This is a genomic window from Flavobacterium sp. UBA5153, assembly GCA_002413745.1.
In the GTDB taxonomy this organism is placed as follows: Bacteria; Bacteroidota; Bacteroidia; order Flavobacteriales; family Flavobacteriaceae; genus Flavobacterium.
Window position 1 is genome coordinate 133,150 of the sequence record DHXP01000078.1, and the last position, 18,142, is coordinate 151,291.

The 18,142-nt window shown below is 37.0% G+C and carries 16 protein-coding genes and 1 tRNA gene; 9 read left to right on the forward strand and 8 right to left on the reverse strand.

Annotated features, from left to right (window positions below):
- The first annotated feature begins 19 nt into the window (after positions 1-19).
- Together B2145_RS16830 and B2145_RS16835 are read left to right on the forward strand one after the other, a co-directional pair.
- Entirely contained in the window at positions 20-2,314 is a 2,295-nt protein-coding gene (locus tag B2145_RS16830) for a glycoside hydrolase family 3 N-terminal domain-containing protein (RefSeq protein ID WP_291104900.1), read from the forward strand.
- 31 nt (positions 2,315-2,345) lie between these two features.
- A complete protein-coding gene (locus B2145_RS16835; RefSeq protein ID WP_291104903.1) occupies positions 2,346-4,340 on the forward strand; it encodes a glycoside hydrolase family 97 protein in 1,995 nt (664 codons plus the stop codon).
- A 68-nt stretch (positions 4,341-4,408) separates the two neighbouring features.
- On the opposite strand, the gene B2145_RS16840 is transcribed toward B2145_RS16835, so the two are convergent.
- Genes B2145_RS16840 through B2145_RS16855 form a run of 4 tightly spaced genes read right to left on the reverse strand, consistent with a single transcriptional unit; the run spans position 4,409 to position 10,226 of the window.
- The gene (locus B2145_RS16840) at positions 4,409-5,365 is read right to left on the reverse strand and encodes an aldo/keto reductase (RefSeq protein WP_291104906.1); all 957 of its coding nucleotides are present in this window, start codon (positions 5,363-5,365) and stop codon (positions 4,409-4,411) included.
- A gap of 39 nt (positions 5,366-5,404) precedes the next feature.
- The gene (gene bglX, locus B2145_RS16845; RefSeq protein ID WP_291104909.1) at positions 5,405-7,717 is read right to left on the reverse strand and encodes a beta-glucosidase BglX; all 2,313 of its coding nucleotides are present in this window, start codon (positions 7,715-7,717) and stop codon (positions 5,405-5,407) included.
- Positions 7,718-7,756: 39 nt separating this feature from the next.
- The gene (locus B2145_RS16850) at positions 7,757-9,136 is read right to left on the reverse strand and encodes a sialate O-acetylesterase (RefSeq protein WP_291104912.1); all 1,380 of its coding nucleotides are present in this window, start codon (positions 9,134-9,136) and stop codon (positions 7,757-7,759) included.
- The gene (locus tag B2145_RS16855) at positions 9,126-10,226 is read right to left on the reverse strand and encodes an SGNH/GDSL hydrolase family protein (protein WP_291104914.1); all 1,101 of its coding nucleotides are present in this window, start codon (positions 10,224-10,226) and stop codon (positions 9,126-9,128) included. The genes B2145_RS16850 and B2145_RS16855 overlap by 11 nt, the downstream gene beginning before the upstream one ends.
- A gap of 375 nt (positions 10,227-10,601) precedes the next feature.
- Between B2145_RS16855 and B2145_RS16860 the strand changes: the two genes are divergently transcribed.
- The 7 genes from B2145_RS16860 (at position 10,602) to B2145_RS16890 (ending at position 13,538) form a co-directional block, all read left to right on the forward strand.
- A tRNA-Met gene (locus B2145_RS16860) sits at positions 10,602-10,674 on the forward strand.
- 273 nt (positions 10,675-10,947) lie between these two features.
- Positions 10,948-11,100 carry a hypothetical protein gene (locus tag B2145_RS16865; RefSeq protein WP_291104916.1) on the forward strand — a complete coding sequence of 51 codons (153 nt, stop codon included), beginning with the start codon at positions 10,948-10,950 and terminating at the stop codon, positions 11,098-11,100.
- A gap of 310 nt (positions 11,101-11,410) precedes the next feature.
- Positions 11,411-11,731, forward strand: a complete 321-nt coding sequence (locus B2145_RS16870; protein ID WP_291104918.1) for an ArsR/SmtB family transcription factor — start codon at positions 11,411-11,413, stop codon at positions 11,729-11,731.
- Positions 11,732-11,751: 20 nt separating this feature from the next.
- Positions 11,752-12,318, forward strand: a complete 567-nt coding sequence (locus B2145_RS16875; RefSeq protein ID WP_291104920.1) for a class I SAM-dependent methyltransferase — start codon at positions 11,752-11,754, stop codon at positions 12,316-12,318.
- Positions 12,319-12,331: 13 nt separating this feature from the next.
- Positions 12,332-12,751, forward strand: coding sequence for a DsrE family protein (locus B2145_RS16880; RefSeq protein ID WP_291104922.1), 420 nt, complete (start codon positions 12,332-12,334; stop codon positions 12,749-12,751).
- A 176-nt stretch (positions 12,752-12,927) separates the two neighbouring features.
- A complete protein-coding gene (locus B2145_RS16885) occupies positions 12,928-13,200 on the forward strand; it encodes a DUF302 domain-containing protein (RefSeq protein ID WP_291105061.1) in 273 nt (90 codons plus the stop codon).
- 17 nt (positions 13,201-13,217) lie between these two features.
- Entirely contained in the window at positions 13,218-13,538 is a 321-nt protein-coding gene (locus B2145_RS16890; RefSeq protein WP_291104924.1) for a DsrE/DsrF/TusD sulfur relay family protein, read from the forward strand.
- A gap of 63 nt (positions 13,539-13,601) precedes the next feature.
- On the opposite strand, the gene B2145_RS16895 is transcribed toward B2145_RS16890, so the two are convergent.
- The 4 genes from B2145_RS16895 to porV all read right to left on the reverse strand — a co-directional run bounded on the left by B2145_RS16895 (position 13,602) and on the right by porV (position 18,127).
- Entirely contained in the window at positions 13,602-15,242 is a 1,641-nt protein-coding gene (locus B2145_RS16895; protein WP_291104926.1) for a pyruvate dehydrogenase complex dihydrolipoamide acetyltransferase, read from the reverse strand.
- Between the two features lie 7 nt (positions 15,243-15,249).
- Positions 15,250-16,248 carry a pyruvate dehydrogenase (acetyl-transferring) E1 component subunit alpha gene (gene pdhA / locus B2145_RS16900; protein ID WP_291104928.1) on the reverse strand — a complete coding sequence of 333 codons (999 nt, stop codon included), beginning with the start codon at positions 16,246-16,248 and terminating at the stop codon, positions 15,250-15,252.
- Between the two features lie 147 nt (positions 16,249-16,395).
- A complete protein-coding gene (locus B2145_RS16905; RefSeq protein WP_291104931.1) occupies positions 16,396-16,878 on the reverse strand; it encodes a cytidine deaminase in 483 nt (160 codons plus the stop codon).
- Positions 16,879-16,957: 79 nt separating this feature from the next.
- A complete protein-coding gene (gene porV, locus B2145_RS16910) occupies positions 16,958-18,127 on the reverse strand; it encodes a type IX secretion system outer membrane channel protein PorV (RefSeq protein WP_291104933.1) in 1,170 nt (389 codons plus the stop codon).
- Positions 18,128-18,142: the final 15 nt, after the last annotated feature.

Here is an 18,142-nt window from a genome sequence, read left to right on the forward strand (position 1 = left end):
ATAATTAAAACCAATAAATATGAAAATACAATTAACCATACTACTTAGCCTTTTGATAAGTATTTCTTCCTTGGCTCAAACCAAAATAAAATCTGATATTGATACCAAAGTCGATGCCTTAATTAGCAATATGACCTTGCAAGAAAAAAAGATGCAATTGCAAGTTCGCTCTTTTGATGGATTTAAGAAATTTATGAAAGAAAATGGCGAAATGATTACCGATAGTTTGACCAAATATTATCCAAATGGCATTGGAGGTATGGGCCTAGACGTTAATTTGGAACCTGAAATTTATATCAAAGTACTCAACTCATTTCAAAAATGGAGTACTTCTAGAGGTCAAAAAATTCCAATCGAATTCATAGGAGAAGGACTTCACGGCTATATGGCAAGAGGTGCCACTGTATTTCCACAAGCCATTGCATTAGGAAGTACTTGGGATCCTGAATTGGCTGAGCGTATTTATACCGTAGCGGCTCTAGAAGCCAGCAGTCGTGGCGTAGTACAAGTGTATTCGCCAAATCTGGATTTGGCAAGAGAGCCTCGTTTTGGTAGAACAGAAGAAATGTTTTCTGAAGACCCGTATTTAGTAGCCATAATGGGAAACGCAGAAGTAAACGGTTTTCAAGGCCACAGCGCCAAACCAGACCGCAATCACGTTGCTACAACTTTAAAACATTTTGTGGGACATGGACAACCTGAAGGTGGAAGAAATACTGCACCTATCAATATTTCAAATTATGATTTGATGAATAATGATTTGTTTCCTTTTGAATATATAATCAAACATGCCAATCCTGTAAGTTTAATGCCATCGTACAACGAAATTGGAGGGGTTCCCAATCATGCCAATTCTTGGTTGATTAAAGATGTTTTGAGAAAGCAATTGGGTTTTAAAGGATTTATCACTTCTGACCAAAGTGCAATTGAACAAATCCATGTATTGCATTACTTTGCAAAATCAGATAGTGAAGCTGCAAAAATAGCCATAGAAAACACTATTGATTTGGATTTACAATTCAATACAGGATCTTATGATGCATTGGATACATTGGTGAAATCTGGTCGATTAGAAGAAAAATATGTAAATGAATCGTTGAGAAAATTCTTGAAATTCAAATACGAAATGGGTCTGTTTGATAATCCGTATGCTGATGTCGCCAAAATGAAAACTATAACCAATACGCCTGAAAATAAAAAACTAGCATTGGAAGCAGCAGAAAAAGCAATTATTTTGCTTAAAAACGAAAACAACCTTTTACCTCTTGACAACAAAAAAATAAAAACATTGGCTGTTATTGGTCCCTTGGCAAAAGGAGCACATTTTGGCGGCTATTCAGCCGAACCACGTCATGGAATTGATGTCTTGGATGGATTAATCGCTTATGCAGGCGAAGATTTTAAAGTAACCTATGCCGAAGGATGTAAACTCGCATTAGAAGAATCTTCGTTTTCGGCAAACGAAGTACATACCCCAAATGCAGTAGAAGATGACAAACGATTAATTCAAGAAGCGGTGGAAGTGGCAAAACAAAGCGATGTCATCGTCTTAGCCATTGGTGAAACAGTGTCTTTCTGTAGAGAAGCTTGGGGCGAAAACCATTTGGGAGACCGAACCAGCCTAGAACTTCTTGGGCTTCAAAACGAATTGGTTACCGCATTATTGGCAACAGGAAAACCGATTGTGGCTGTGCTATTTGGTGGGCGACCATTGGCGATTAATGAGATCAAGAAAAATGTTCCTAGTGTACTTCAGGCTTTTTATTTGGGACAAGAAGGTGGACAGGCGTTGGCAAATGTTTTATTCGGAAAAGTAAATCCTTCTGGAAAACTGGCCATCACTATGCCAAAATCTGTGGGTGAATTGCCTGCTTACTATGACCGTCAACCCAGCAGAATGCGTAGTTATGTAAATGAAGTCAACGAACCATTGTTTCCTTTTGGTTTTGGATTATCCTATACGACTTATAGCTATGGAAAACCAACTTTGGATAAAACCACAATTAGCAAAACAGAAAATATCACAGTAACAATTCCTATTACCAATACTGGAAAAGTAGCTGGAGAAGAAACGGTACAACTGTATATTCGAGATGTAATCAGTTCGGGTTCCAGGCCAATTATGGAATTGAAAGATTTTGCAAAAGTAAAACTTGATGCTGGCGAGACCAAAAATGTTACCTTTATCATCACACCCGAAAAATTAATGTTCTACAACTATAAGCTTCAAAAAGTATTGGAATCAGGAGATTTTAAAGTAATGGTAGGCCCTAATTCGGTCAATGTACAAACGGTAGTATTTACAGTAAACTAACATCATTATAAAAAAAAAAACTTTCAAAACAATGAAAAAAACAATAACCGTACTCCTTACGCTATTTCTTTTTAGCCCTGTTTTTTCCCAAAAGAAACAAAACTTTCGATTGGTTTCACCCAATGGAAAAATAGAAATCAATATTGCTCTTTCTGATAAGATAACTTGGACAATTACTCACGAAAAAGGAACTATTTTGAGTGCTTCTCCAATGTCTATGACTCTAAATGAAGGCGTAATATTAGGCAAAAATCCAACGCTTATAAATTCAAAAAAGAAAAGTATCAAAAATTCATTTGAAACTCCACTTTACAAAAAAAAGTCAGTCGAAAGTAATTACAATCAATTGCTATTGAATTTCAAAGGCGATTTCAGCATCGAATACCGTGCTTTTGATGACGGTGTAGCTTATCGATTTATTACCAAAAAGAAGAAAGATATTACCGTAAAATCAGAAGAAGTGGTTTTGAATTTTGACAAAGATTACAACACTTTAATGCCTTATGTTCGGGATTTAAGAAATCCTAAAGATCCATACATTTCCTCTTTTGAAGCTTTGTATGAAGAAAAAAAAATATCTGAATTCAAAAAAGATGCGTTGGCTTTTTTACCATTTTTAACGCAATATCCAAACAACAAAAAAGCAGTTTTTTTGGAAGCCGATTTAGAAGATTATCCAGGGATGTTTGTACATCCAAATCCAACAAAAACAAACAGTTTTGTGGGTGATTTCGCAAAATTTCCATTAGAAGAAGCAAATGGCGGTTACAATAACATCAACAGAATTGTAACAAAACGAGCCGATTATCTGATAGTTACAAAAGGAACAAGAACTTTTCCTTGGAGAGTTTTGGTTATCAGCGAAAGCGACAAAGATTTGGCTAATAATGATATAGTCCAGAAATTAGCCTCACCGTCACGTATTGCTGACGAAAGCTGGATTAAACCCGGAAAAGTGGCCTGGGATTGGTGGAACAACTGGAATATTTACAACGTCGATTTTCAGGCAGGAATCAATACCCAAACCTATAAATATTATGTAGATTTTGCCGCAGCAAATAATTTAGAATACATAATCATAGACGAAGGTTGGAGTGCTGACGGTGATTTGCTGGATTTAAACAAAGCACTCGATGTCAAAGAAATCATTGATTATGGAAAACAAAAAAAGGTGGGCATTATTTTATGGGCTTCATGGTATGCGTTGACAAAAAACACGGAATCGGTTTTAAAAAACTATGCCAATCAAGGTGTGAAGGGTTTCAAAGTTGATTTTATGGATCGAGATGATGCTAAAATGGTAGCCTCCTTATATGAAATAGCAAAAATTGCTGCAGATAATAAGCTTTTGTTGGATTTTCACGGGATGTACAAACCCACTGGAATTCAAAGAACATATCCCAATATTCTAAACTTTGAAGGTGTAAAAGGATTGGAAAATAGTAAATGGACTCCTAATGATGACGTGCCAACTTATGATTGTACGATTCCGTTTATCCGAATGATGGCTGGTCCATTGGATTATACGCCAGGCGCGATGCGTAACGCCAACAAAAGTAGTTATAAACCTGATGGTGTGAATCCGATGAGTCAAGGTACAAGATGTCATCAGTTAGCTTTATATACCATTTTTGAAGCTCCTTTGCAAATGATGGCAGACAGTCCAACGGCCTATATGAAAGAACAAGAATGTGCTGATTTTATTGCCAAAATCCCAACCACTTTTGACCAAACCATCGCACTGGATGGAAGTGTCGGAAATTATGTAGTTATGGCAAGAAAAAAAGCCAACAATTGGTATTTAGGTGCAATCACCAATTGGGATGCCAGAGAAATCACAATCGATTTTTCGTTTTTAGAGAAAGGAAAAACATTTGAAGCCGAGCTCTTTAAGGATGGTATTAATGCTGATAAAGCTGCTGTTGATTATAAAAAAGAAAAAGTGTCTGTTGATGCAACTACAAAAATGACTTTTCGTTTGGCAAGCGGCGGCGGATTATCAGCCATTATAGAGCCAAAAAACTAAGATAAAACTATTGATAAAAAAAGGGACAGTTCTTGAACTGTCCCTTTTTTTGTTTATTTCAAAACTATTTATTTTAAAATTTGTTCTATCTGGCTCAACTCCTCTTGAGAAAAATCCAGATTTTGCAAACTGTCAATGTTATTATTCAATTGACTCACTGAACTGGCTCCAATCAATACTGAAGTAATTCGGTTGTCTTTTAACAACCAAGCCAATGCCATTTGTGCCAAAGATTGATTTCTGTCTTTTGCAATATCATTCAAAGCAATTATTTTTTGAACTTTTTCTTCAGACACTTCTTCCATTTGTAAATGACCATTTGGATTAAAAGCACGAGAATTTTCAGGAATTCCTCGTAGGTATTTGTCCGTCAAAAGCCCTTGTGCCAAAGGTGAAAAAGCAATACAACCAACACCTTTTTCTTCCAAAACATCAAGTAGTCCTTTCTCAGCCGTTCTGACAAACATAGAATACTTTTCTTGATGAATCAAACAAGGCGTTCCTAAACGATTAAGAATTTCAGTTGCCTCTTTTGTTTGTTCAGCATTATAATTGGAAATTCCTGCATATAATGCTTTTCCGCTTCTCACTGCATAATCCAAAGCCATCATTGTTTCTTCTAGAGGCGTTTCAGGGTCAAAACGGTGCGAATAGAAAATATCGACATAATCCAAATTCATTCGTTTCAAACTCTGGTCTAAACTCGATAATAAATATTTCCTGGAACCCCATTCTCCATAAGGACCTTCCCACATTTTATACCCTGCTTTGGTCGAAATAATCATTTCGTCTCGTAAATTCCCCTGAAAATTATTTTTCAGGATTTTGCCAAAATTGGTTTCTGCCGAACCCGGAATCGGACCGTAATTATTGGCTAAATCAAAATGGGTGATTCCTTTGTCAAAGGCTTCTTTGACAATGTTTTCCCCATTTTCAAAATTATCTACTGAACCGAAGTTATGCCATAATCCCAAAGAAATTTGTGGCAGCAATAAGCCGCTTTTCCCGCATCTGTTGTATTTCATTTTATCAATTTAAAGATTTAAATATTGAAAATTTAAAGATTATTTTATCTCAAAACCACTTTCCAAACCTTTGTCAGAGCTTCCGCCCACCATAATTTTGAAAGTTCCAGGCTCTACCAAATAATTTCCGTCATTGTCATAGAATCCAAGCTCTTTGTCTGTCAAAGTTAAGGTAACCGTTTTAGTTTCTCCTTTTTTCAAGTCGACTAATTCAAAGCCTTTTAGTTCTTTTACGGGTTGGACCAAACTCGCTACATCATCGTGAATGTAAAGTTGCACCACTTCTTTTCCGTCGTAATTTCCCGAATTGGTAACGTCAACCGAAACTTGAACCGGTTCACCCTTAGCGAAACTGGTTTTGTTTATTTTCAAATTTTTATAGTCAAAAGTGGTATAACTCAATCCGAATCCAAAAGGATATTGTGGTGTTTTCTCAACATCGGTATAATGCGACCAAAACACGTTTTTCTCGTCATTTGTAGGTCTTCCCGTGCTGTAATTATTATAATAAATTGGCACCTGACCCACATTTCTTGGGAACGACATTGGCAATTTTCCACTCGGATTGTAATCGCCATACAATACTTGGGCTACTGCATTTCCGGTTTGTGTTCCCAGATGCCAAGCCTCAACAATGGCAGGAATATGTTCCGCTGCCCAAGGAATCGTCAAAGGTCTTCCGTTGTTTAAAACCAAAACAACATTCGGGTTTACTTTGTAGATTTCTTCCAATAATTCCTGTTGGTTTCCCGGCAAGTCAAGATTGGTTCTGCTTCTTCCTTCGCCAGTTTGAAAACCGTGTTCTCCCAAAACCATAACAACTACATCAGCGCTGGCTGCTACTTTTTTGGCAGCTTCAAATCCACTTTTATCGGTGGTGTTGAAAACCAATTCATTTATAAAAGCAGTTTTCCCTATGGTTAAATCAGTACCTTTTTCATAAGTCAATTGATTTCCTTTGTATTGTTGCATACCTTCCAAAACAGAAACTGCAGTGTTGTCATCGGAAGCAAGTCTCCAACTTCCCAACGGACTATTTTTGTCATTTGCCAAAGCACCAATCAGAGCAATTTTCTGTCCTGATTTTTTTAGCGGAAGCAAATTCTCTTTCCTCCCCGGCGGACAAGCGTTTTTCAAAAGCACAATCGATTTTTTGGCCATGTCCAAAACCCCGTCGTTATTGGCTTTGTTTCCAATGGTGGCTTTCTCTCTCGCTTCGTCACAATATTTATATGGATTATCAAATAATCCCAATTCGAATTTCACTCTTAGAATTCTGCGAACGGCATCGTCCACCAAGGCTTCTTTTACTTTTCCTTCTTTAACTAAATTCTCTAATTCTGCCACATACAAATGCGATTCCATATCCATATCTGAACCCGCCGTTACGGCTTTAAGCGTAGCGTCTGCACCATCTTTTGCATAACCGTGCACCAGCATTTCACGAACCGAAGCCCAATCCGAAACTACAAATCCGTCAAATTTCCATTTGCCTTTCAAAATATCTCTCTGCAAAAAGCTGTTTCCGGTTGCGGGAACGCCATTCAGAAGATTAAACGAGTTCATAAACGTGCGAACTCCAGCTTCTGCTGCCGCTTTAAATGGAGGTAAAACCGTATTATACAATCTTGAATTACTAATGTCCACCATATTATAATCCCTGCCGGCTTCCGCAAAACCATAGGCGGCAAAATGTTTGGCGCAAGCCGCAATGGTATTTATTTTAGACAAATCTTCTTTATTGTCGCCTTGAAAACCCGTTACTCTGGCAATCGCCACTTTACTTCCTAAATACGGATCTTCGCCCGCACCTTCCATCACGCGTCCCCAACGGGCATCGTGGGAAATATCTACATTGGGACCAAAAGTCCAGTTAATTCCCGATGCCGAAGCTTCATCGGCAGCAATACTAGCCGATTTTTTTATCGCTTCCATATCCCAACTCGCCGCTTCCGCCAACGGAATTGGACTCAAGGTTTTATACCCATGAATCACATCAAAACCTATAATTAACGGAATTCCCAAACGGGTTTCCTCCATAGCAATTTTCTGTACGGCACGCACTTCTTTTACACCACGAACGGAAAGCATCGAGCCTACCCAGCCTTTTCGCAAATGTTCATATTTTAGTGCTGCATCTCCGCCTTTTGGTGCCGGCCCCGTCACTTCCCAAAATCCGTTGTACTGGTTCATCTGACCCACTTTCTCCTCCAAAGTCATTTGTTTCATCAGCAAATCAATGCGCTCTTCAATAGGTTTCGTTTTGTCTAAATAAGGCTTTTTCTGTGCATTCATAGTTCCAATGGTAATCAGGGTGAAAATCCCTGTGATAATTAATTTTTTATTTTTCATAGTTAATTTTTTTATTTTACTTCCAACGAAGCTTGATGGTTATTCGGTTATAAAGGACGATGCCGGTAAATTGGCTTTATTGAAAAGACTGGATTGTGCTGTGTTTTTCCAAGCAAAACGAACCTTTTGGGGATTTTTTACCTTGTCAGATTTCAATATCACAATGTTGTTTTTGATTACGGCAACCGCTTCATAAAACACGTTGTCAACTCCTGCTATTTCAAATTGATTTGATTTTTTTGTTGTAAAATGCAATCCGTCCGCATAATCGAAATAAACGGAAATTTTGTTTTTATCTAATTTAATCTCTCTGTAAAGCGGACCGTTTACCAAATCAGAATTGGTTTTATAGGTATTGGCCAAAGCCAAATTAGCCAATCGATTTCCAACCGTTTTTTTGTCCTTTGGGTGAATGTCGTCAATCATCGAAATATCGCTTGTCACGACCATCCCCGTATTGCGTACATTTTGCAACGTTTTTCTTTGCGCATCGCGAATGATTACACCTCCAAAATGATCTTCACCATAATTGTAAGGCGCAATTTGAACGAAATAAAACGGAAAATCGTCATTCCACAACTTTCGCCAAGAATTTATCAAAGCCGAAAATGTTTTAACGTAGGTAGTTGAACCAACATTGCTTTCGCCCTGATACCAAATCACACCTGCAATTTTAAATCCCACCAAAGGATATATCATCGCATTAAAAGCGCGTCCTGGTTGGTTTGGCCCATACGTTTCCTCTTTTCGTGTTTTGGCACTTTCCAGTAAAACAGCATCGTTTTGAATAACTTCTTCCGGCATCCAGATTTCAGCAGGTGTTCCGCCCCAACTGGAAGAAATCAAACCAATTGGAACATTTTTTAAATCTTCCTGCAATCGCTTGGCGAAATAATAAGCCGCAGCACTGAAATTTTTCATAGTTTCAGGAGAACATTCCGTCCAGTTTCCTGATACATTATTTTGTGGTGTGGTGGCGGATAATTTGGGAATATTAAAGAACCGGATGTTGGGATTATTGGCATTTTTTATCGCTGAATCACCGTTTTCAATTCCCCAACTTGCAGACATTTCCATATTGGATTGTCCAGAACAAATCCAAACTTCCCCGATAAGGATATTTTTAAGCAGGATTTCGTTGTTCCCTTTTATTGAAATAGTATAAGGTCCACCAGCATCGGGCGTTTTAATTTTAATTTGCCAATTCGCCTGATTATTGGCTTTTACGGTATATTCTTCGTTATTCCAACTGGGTTTTAACTTAATCTCTTCGTTTGGATTTCCCCAACCCCAAATGGTGACTTCGGAATTGCGTTGTAAAACCATATTATTCGAAAAAACATTTGGAAGCGTAATATTCGCCATAATGGAATTGGAAATCATTAGAAAAAAAAGAAATTTTAAAATATTATTTTTCATTTAGTAAATTTTTTAAAAAAGGGGTTAACTGGTCAGCCATTAGCTTGTGGTCTTCAATATCAGGATGCGAATTGCAACCGTGTGGAGTCATCGGTTTATATTCAAATAAAGCGATGGTTTTATGCTGTTTGTCGTTTTCAAAAGCTTGAATCACTTTGTTTAAACATTTTATCAAAGTTGCATTTTTAGCACCCGAAACCATCGGACTGTTTAATAAAACTATTCTGGTTTTTGGAGAATGATTGTAAACCGTCTTGATGAAATCAATGTAGTTTGAAACAAATTTATCTTCATTAAATGGTAATCTCGCCTTATTTCCATCTCCATCAGAAAGATCGTTTGTTCCTAAACAAATACTGACTAAATCCGGCTGAAAACTAAAATCATACGGTTTTGAATTGGTTCTATTCAGATACAAATTTTCATAAACCTCAGGCATTATTGCCTCGTCAATATGCTCATCGTTCCAATTGCGATACATCCCGATTCCGGAAACGGAACTCAACAGAAAATCAGTATTCAATCTTCTTGAAAGGATGGGGCCATAGGCTAAATACGCATTATGCTGATCAAACCATTCTCCCGTTCCGCAAGGAATTGCTGCGGTATCGTTGCCGTATCCGCAGGTAATTGAATTTCCTATAAATTCGATTTTCTTTTTATTTTCAGTAGAAATTTTAGTCAAGTGAGCTGTGGTTCCGCTGAATAAAACACCGCCGTTAGAAGCTTCCGTTGATTTATAAATCGAGAGATGATGTGTTTTTTTCTTTTTTGAAACTGTAATTGAATATGATTTCAACTCGCCTTTTTCCACTTTCAATCTTCCGATATAATTACCATCCAGTTCCAATGAAACATAATTGTGATGTTCAACTAAATCTACGCTTTGCAATGAAATGGCACATGAATTTCCTTTAAAATTGAATGAAATAGAGGAGGCTGACCCAATCAAAATCACATTATTTCCATTGAGGTGCTCAACTCTTCCCGAATACGTAAAATAAAGTTTTTTTGTCTCGATTTTTTGAGCAGAACAAATTAAAGAAACTGAGAAGAATAAAATTAATAGGTGTATTTTTTTGGAAATCATTTTTTTGAATTATTTAATGTAAATTTAATTTTTTTATAACCTTAATAAGATACTAAAATATCAAATTATAATTAAAAAAATACATTTTGTTGGTTTTAAGAGAGTTTAAATATACGTTGGGGTAAAACAGGAAAGGAGACGCCTCACAATTGGCAAAAAGTCTTTAGCAAACGATTGAATTATTTTGAACTACCATAATTTGAGAAACGCGTCTACATTGAAATAAAAATTAATTAACAAAAGTCGTTCTGAAAAATGTATTCAATTTTCCTTTTGATAAGTGCAATCCCGTCAGCTCAATACAGAAAACACAAACATTTTTTTATAAATCACTTGTGTTTGTCAAAATTCGTCGTATCTTTGCACCCGAAACAACGCGGGATAGAGCAGTAGGCAGCTCGTCGGGCTCATAACCCGAAGGTCACAGGTTCGAGTCCTGTTCCCGCTACGAAGCAAGCCATTCAGAAATGAGTGGCTTTTTTTTATGCCAAGAATTTAGCAAATCCAAGAAAATAGTTTTCGAATAATCAAAAAACGCTATTTGAAATCCCTGTTTGCGGATGATTTCATTCAGTATATTTTAAAATCACAAACCCATTTAAAATAACATCGATAGCGTAATTTTATGGGCGCAATATTGCAGCATCACACTTTGACAAGCACAAAATATATGTCGCGTTGGATTGAGGAGAAGAATAGGAAGATTTAATACACTAATAAAATGGCAAAAGAACTATTCGCTGCAAAGCCTACTTCACTTTGGATGGGAGGCTTTTTCTTCTGGATTATAAAAGGGTTTAGTGGGGAATTAATTGATCAATATGAAAAAGAATATAAGGCAGAAATGTCTGGACGGGATATTTTATTGCATTAATAGCGGCAGGTTTTATTGCCTATTTTATGTTAAGGGACTAAAAGGCTGATCTAGGTAAAATTTAAAAAATGAAGATAAGCGGGATTATTCCTTATTAAAATATTCTGTGTTTCTGTTAGTTGTTTTTTTGCGCTACTTGGTTTTGTCTATGACCAACCAGTAATAAGAATTTGGTACAGATACTAAATAATTACTTCGCTACTTTGTAAATTGTGCATAAGTTCTACAAAAGGTTTTTTTTCTAAAATGAAGATTATTTGTTTAATAGTTTATACATTTGTAAACTACTAAACTATCAAGAGCATAAAATATGAAGGACAAAACGATTTATGTTTTACATTCTAATATATGTAAAGCTTTGGCTAATCCCATAAGAATTGAGATTATAGATATTCTCAATGATAAAGAAATGACTTTTGGTGAGATTCAAGAAATTACAGGGGTTATGAAATCTAATCTATCTCAACATTTATCATTGATGGTTTCAAGCGGGATTCTTTCACAACGTAAAGAAGGATTGAATATGTATTTCAAATTGTCAACCGAAAAAATTGCTATTGCCTGTCGTATGATGCGGGAAGTGTTGATAGAAAACCTGAAAAAAAACCACGAACTCATTAAAAATTATTAATTGATACAAATAGATCGATTATGAAAGTAAGAGATAGCGGTATGCCCGAGGAGACAATGTGGTCGAAGTTTTTCGACCCAGAACTGATTTTGAGGCAAATGGACATTACGGCTGATTTAGATAGCGTTATCGATTTAGGTAGTGGTTTTGGAACTTTTACCATCCCAGCATCCCAAATGATTAAAGGCAAAATTGACGCATTTGATATTGACCCCGATATGATTTTGCAATTGCAAACCAAGATTGACCAACTGGATATAAAAAATATTAATTTACATCTAAAAGATTTTATCGTAGAAGGTACAGGGCTAGATAACAATTCAATTGATTATGTAATGCTTTTCAACCTATTGCATCACGACAAACCACATCAAATCCTTAATGAAATATTTAGGATATTAAAAACAGGAGGGAAAGCAGGTATAATTCATTGGCGAAGCGACATGCCAACTCCTCGTGGTCCACATTTAGATTTCCGGTCTACACCCGATGAATGCAAACAATGGGCAGTAGAATCCGGTTTTACCATTACAAAAGAATTAACTCTAGAACCCTATCATTTTGGGATACTAATTACTAAACTTTAAATTTATTGTCCATATGAAATCAAATATTTTTATATTATTCTTACTCTTAAGCGGAGCTCAAGTCTTTAGTCAAAATTGCACTACTGCAACTGTTTCTCCTAAATTAGATCCAACATCGATTGGGATTGTAGTATATTCCAATGATGTTGAAACTGTATGGAATGCACTTCGTTTGGCAAACTATTCTAAAAAAGAAGGCGACGAAGTCTCTGTTTTTCTTCTTGGTAAAGGAGTGGAAGTCGATAAACTTGTTAAAGAAAATAAAGATGTTGATGAACAAGTAAAAAAATTATTAGACAGTGGAGGTACAATACTTGGATGTGGCACTTGCTTACAAAGCCGAAATAATACTTCCCCTACCATTTGTAAATTTTCGTCAATGAAAGATCTTTATGAATTAATCAGGAAAAATAAAATAGTATTAACCTTTTAATTAAATAATTATGATAAAGCAATTAGTAAATACATTTATGCCACCCGAAAAAATGATTGATATGTTTATTTATAAAATAGTTAAGTAATAAGTCAATCGAGCAAATAACAGAAAAAGTTCCTGCTGCCTGTGAAGAAAAAAAATTCGCACTGCTTCAAACTTATGTCCATCACGAAATTGTTGAAAGTAAAGGTTTCCCTATTGAACGAAAAGTATATATCTATGAGATCTGTCAGGCCAAAGTTGCTGCTGCGATGCTTACTGATTATCCTCACTTTTCAATATTTATGCCTTGTAGAATTGCAATTTATGAAGATAATGGCAAGGTTGTAATTTCAACAATGAATATGGAAATAATGCTTAAAGCAGTTAGCTCCAATAAGGAATTTTATAAAGAAGCAACTTCTCTTTTTGGTGCTTTAAAATTATTAATGAAACAAATATTATAACCTTAAATATATAAATTATGAAAATCGGAATTATCCTCGAAACAAAAGAATACGAAAAAGCGTGGAATGCTTTTCGTTTTGCCGTAACTGCCAAAAAGCAAGGTCACGAAGTTAAGTTATTTTTAATGGGTGAAGCCGTTGAATGTGAAGGGCTGACTCACGAAAAATACAATGTTGACGAACAGCTTAAGAATTACGTGAACGCAGGAGGCGAAATACTTGCTTGTGGCACTTGTTTGAAATCACGACAATTGGATAGTACAGAAGCGTGTCCTATTTCAACTATGGTGGATTGTGTAAATGTTGTAATTTGGGCTGATAAAGTTGTGACATTTTAATGAAAATAAAAAATCCCGTCTCTTTTCAAAAGAAACGGGATTCATATATAAATTAGCCAGCTATTACGCCAGCATCGTCACTGGGTTTTCAATAAACTGTTTCAATGTTTGCAAGAACTGTGCTCCGGTTGCACCGTCAATAGTTCTGTGATCGCAAGCTAGTGATAATATCATTGTGTTTCCTACCACGATTTGTCCGTTTTTAACAACCGGTTTTTCTACAATCGCTCCTACTGAAAGGATGGCTGAATTCGGTTGGTTAATGATAGAGTTGAATTCGGTGATGCCAAACATTCCGAGGTTTGAAATGGTAAAAGTACTTCCTTCCATTTCGGTAGGCAGTAATTTTTTGTTTTTCGCTCTTCCAGCCAAATCTCTTACGCTTGTTCCAATTTGAGATAAACTCATCCCGTCAGTAAATGGCAATACAGGAACAACTAATCCATCTTCAACGGCAACAGCAACACCAATATTCACGTGATAGTTGATAAGAATGGAATCTTCTCTCCATTGTGAATTTATTTTTGGGTGCTTTTTCAAAGCCATTGCACTCGCTTTAATCACCATATCGTTAAAAGATACTTTGGTGTCTGGGACGCTGTTAATAATTGCCCTTGATTTCATAGCTTCATCCATTGTTACCTCAATTACCAAGTTGTAATGGGGTGCAGTAAACAACGATTCTGCCAATCGTTTCGCAATGATTTTACGCATTTGCGAATTCTTGATTTCTTCGGTTGCAACTTGTCCTGCTGGAACATAAGGTTTTGCAGCTGGAGCTGCAGATTCAGTTTTGGCTGGTGCAGCACTTGGAGTTGTTGGTGCAGCAGCAGCTTGTGGCGTAAAGTTTTCGACATCACTTTTAGTGATTCGTCCGTTTTCTCCAGAACCTTTCACTTGTGACAATTGGATTCCTTTTTCATCTGCAATTTTCTTTGCTAATGGTGAAGCCAAAACTCGTTGTCCGTCAGTTGATGCTTCTTGTCCTTCGACTGCGCTCAGGGTGACATTTGTTGTTGGTGCCGATTTTGTTTCTTCGGTTGCAACTGCAGCAGGAGCAGCTCCTCCTGTTTTATAATTTTCGGCAATGCCACTGATGTCCGTTCCTTCTGGTCCAATGATGGCCAATAAACTGTCAACAGGAGCAGATTGTCCTTCTTGAATTCCTATGTATAATAAAGTCCCTTCGTTGAAGGATTCGAATTCCATTGTTGCTTTGTCGGTTTCGATTTCGGCAAGAATATCGCCTTCCACAACTTTATCTCCCACTTTTTTCAACCAAGTCGCCACAGTTCCTTCGGTCATGGTATCGCTCAAACGAGGCATGGTTACCACGATAACTCCTTTAGGTAAAGTTGCTGATGATGGAGTAGCTATTTCTTCTTTTTTAGATTCTGTTGCTGGAGCTTCTTCTTTTGCAGGAGCTTCTGCGGGTTTTTCGGCCAACAAGGCTGAAATATCTTCGCCTTCGTTTCCTATAATTGCCAATAAAGAATCTACTGGTGCAGTTTCTCCGGCTTGAATGCCAATGTATAAAAGTGTTCCTTCGTTGAAGGATTCGAATTCCATGGTTGCTTTGTCAGTTTCAATTTCGGCAAGCATATCGCCTTCATTGATTTTGTCGCCTACTTTTTTTAACCAAGCCGCTACCGTTCCTTCCGTCATTGTATCGCTCAAACGAGGCATATTAATAATTGTTGCCATAATTGATTTATAGTTTATGAGGTGTAAATGGATAGTTTTCTTGGTCGTACACCACGTCGTATAATTGTTGTATTTCAGGATAAGGGGATTCTTCGGCGAATTTCACACACTCTTCCACTAAATCTTTTACCCTTTGGTTGATTATTTCGATTTCTGCTTCGCTCGCATATTTTTGATCTTTAATCACGTCTAAAATTTGAGTGATCGGGTCAATTTTTTTGTATTCTTCCACTTCTTCTTTCGAACGGTATAATTGTGCATCTGACATAGAGTGTCCTCTATAACGATAGGTTTTCATTTCGAGAAAAGTTGGTCCGCCACCGCTGCGCGCTCTTTCGATAGCTTCACTCATTGCTTCGGCCACTTTTACTGGATTCATTCCGTCAACAGGACCACACGGCATTTCGTATCCCAGTCCAAGTTTCCAAATGTCAGGGTGATTTGCGGTTCTTTCTACAGAAGTTCCCATAGCATAACCGTTATTTTCTACAATAAATACAACGGGAAGATTCCAAAGCATAGCCATATTAAATGCTTCGTGCAAGGAACCTTGTCGTGATGCACCATCGCCAAAATAGGTCATTGTAACACCACCAGTTTCAAAATATTTATCGGCAAAAGCTAATCCGGCTCCTAGAGGAATTTGTCCACCAACGATTCCGTGACCTCCATAAAAACGATGTTCTTTTGAAAATATGTGCATAGAGCCACCCATTCCCTTTGAAGTCCCGGTAACTTTCCCCATAAGTTCAGCCATTACACGTCTTGGATCCACACCCATTCCTATGGGCTGAACGTGGTTTCTATATGCGGTAATCATTTTGTCTTTTGTCAAGTCCATGGCGTGCAATGCACCTGCCAGAACGGCTTCTTGACCATTATATAAGTGTAGAAATCCTCTAACTTTTTGTTGTATGTATAATGCCGCTAGTTTGTCTTCAAACTTTCTCCAAAGCAGCATGTCTTCATACCACTTTAAATAAACCTCTTTTGTAACTTCTTTCATTTGAATTATTTTTTTTGCTAAAGTGTTGTTGTGTTTGGTTATTGTAACCGACTCACGCAAAAATAGTTTCCTTCCCCAAATTTGCAGGTTGCAAAAATAAGACATTCCAAGGAAGCATTAAAATTTAAAAGGCAATTTTTGTTTTTTTTACAAGAAGTTTTTAACAAACAGGAAAGGAAGCAGGTTTTTTAGGGATTCCGATTTGTAAATAGCGCCCAATTCTCCCATGAAATAAATTTCAATTGGTGTTCCTTGTTTGGTTTCATATTCGGCTATCGATTGTCTGCAGGAACCGCAAGGAGGAGTGGGAGTAGTCGTTTCGTTGATATCTGAAGCTCCAGTAATTGCTATTTTTAAAATTTTTGCTTCAGGATAGATTGATCCTGCCTGAAAAACGGCAACACGCTCAGCACAAAGCCCCGAAGGATAAGCAGCATTTTCTTGGTTTGAACCTAAAACTATTTTTCCGTTATCCAATAAAAGTGCGGCGCCAACTCTAAACTTGGAGTAGGGAGCGTAAGCATTTTTTCTGACGGCAACGGCCTGTTCCATTAAATTTTGAATGTCAATTGGTAATTCCTGAACCGAATCGAAAACGGAAAACTGGGTAGTGATAGTTATATTTTTCATTATTTTTACGGAAAAAAATCCAAATTTCAATCCCGAGGATCGGGAAAAATTTGGATTCCTAGTTATAAATTAATTACTGCTAATATTCAGCGTACTTGTCTCCAAAATTAAAGGTAAGAGAAAAACGCAGCGTATTTTCTAAAGGGTTTTTTACTTTTGATGCCGAGAATAAATAGGAAAGATCAACTTTTACCACATTATATTTGAATCCTGCTCCAAGGGATAAAAATTCTCTGGCTCCTTTTGACGGACTTTCATGAAAATAACCCAAACGCATGGCAAAGGAGTCTTGGTACAAATATTCGGCGCCAATGGCATAGGTAACTTCTTTCAATTCTTCGCTGACACCCCCTGGAGCATCACTGAATGATTTGAAAACTCCGGATGTCCAACTTATAGAACGATAATTATTCAGGTTCTGTGCCCTTTCTTCAGGTGTAATCGTCCCGTCGCCATTCAAATCCGGGTTTTGTGGCGTGGGCACCAATAATTTATTGAATTCAAGACTAAGGGCTACTTTATTATAATCGTCAAGTATAAAATCAAAACCACCACCCACTTTTAAATTGGCAGGCAAAAAGTTGCTGCTAAATTCTGAATTGTCATAACTGATTTTTGGCCCTAGATTTTGAATGTTAAATCCAACTCTCCATCTTCCGTTAAATTCATTATAGGCTATTTCTTCCGATTGATAAAAACCTGCAACATCAATGGCAAATGAACTTGCAGGCGATGCATCGCCAGTGTCTGTTGCCACTTTTAGGCTAGAATGGATATATCTTGCCCCGACAGCCATAGAGAATTTCTCGCTTAATTTTAAAGAATAGGAACCATCGAAGGCAAATTCGTTTGGAGAAACTATCCTTGGGATTTCATTTGGATCCCCAGTTTCACGCAATTCAATATTACCCAACCCAAAATACCGTAGGCTTCCTGCAAAAGCACTTCGTTCATTGACCTTGTTATAATAGGTTAATTGTCCAAGTGAGATATCATTGACCAAATCAGTAAGATAAGGGGTGTAGCTTACCGAAAAACCTTGTTTATCTATTGAAAAAGCATATTTTGCCGGATTCCATTGTTGCGAAAAAGCATCGGCAGATGTAGCAACTCCTTGATCCGCCATCCCAGCAGCTCTGGCATCGGCAGAAACCAATAAAAAAGGAACTCCTGTAGTTATAACTCTATCCTGTGCATCCACAAAAGAAACGATGAATAAACAGACAAAAAGCAATGATGTTTTTTTCATTAGTATAGAAATATA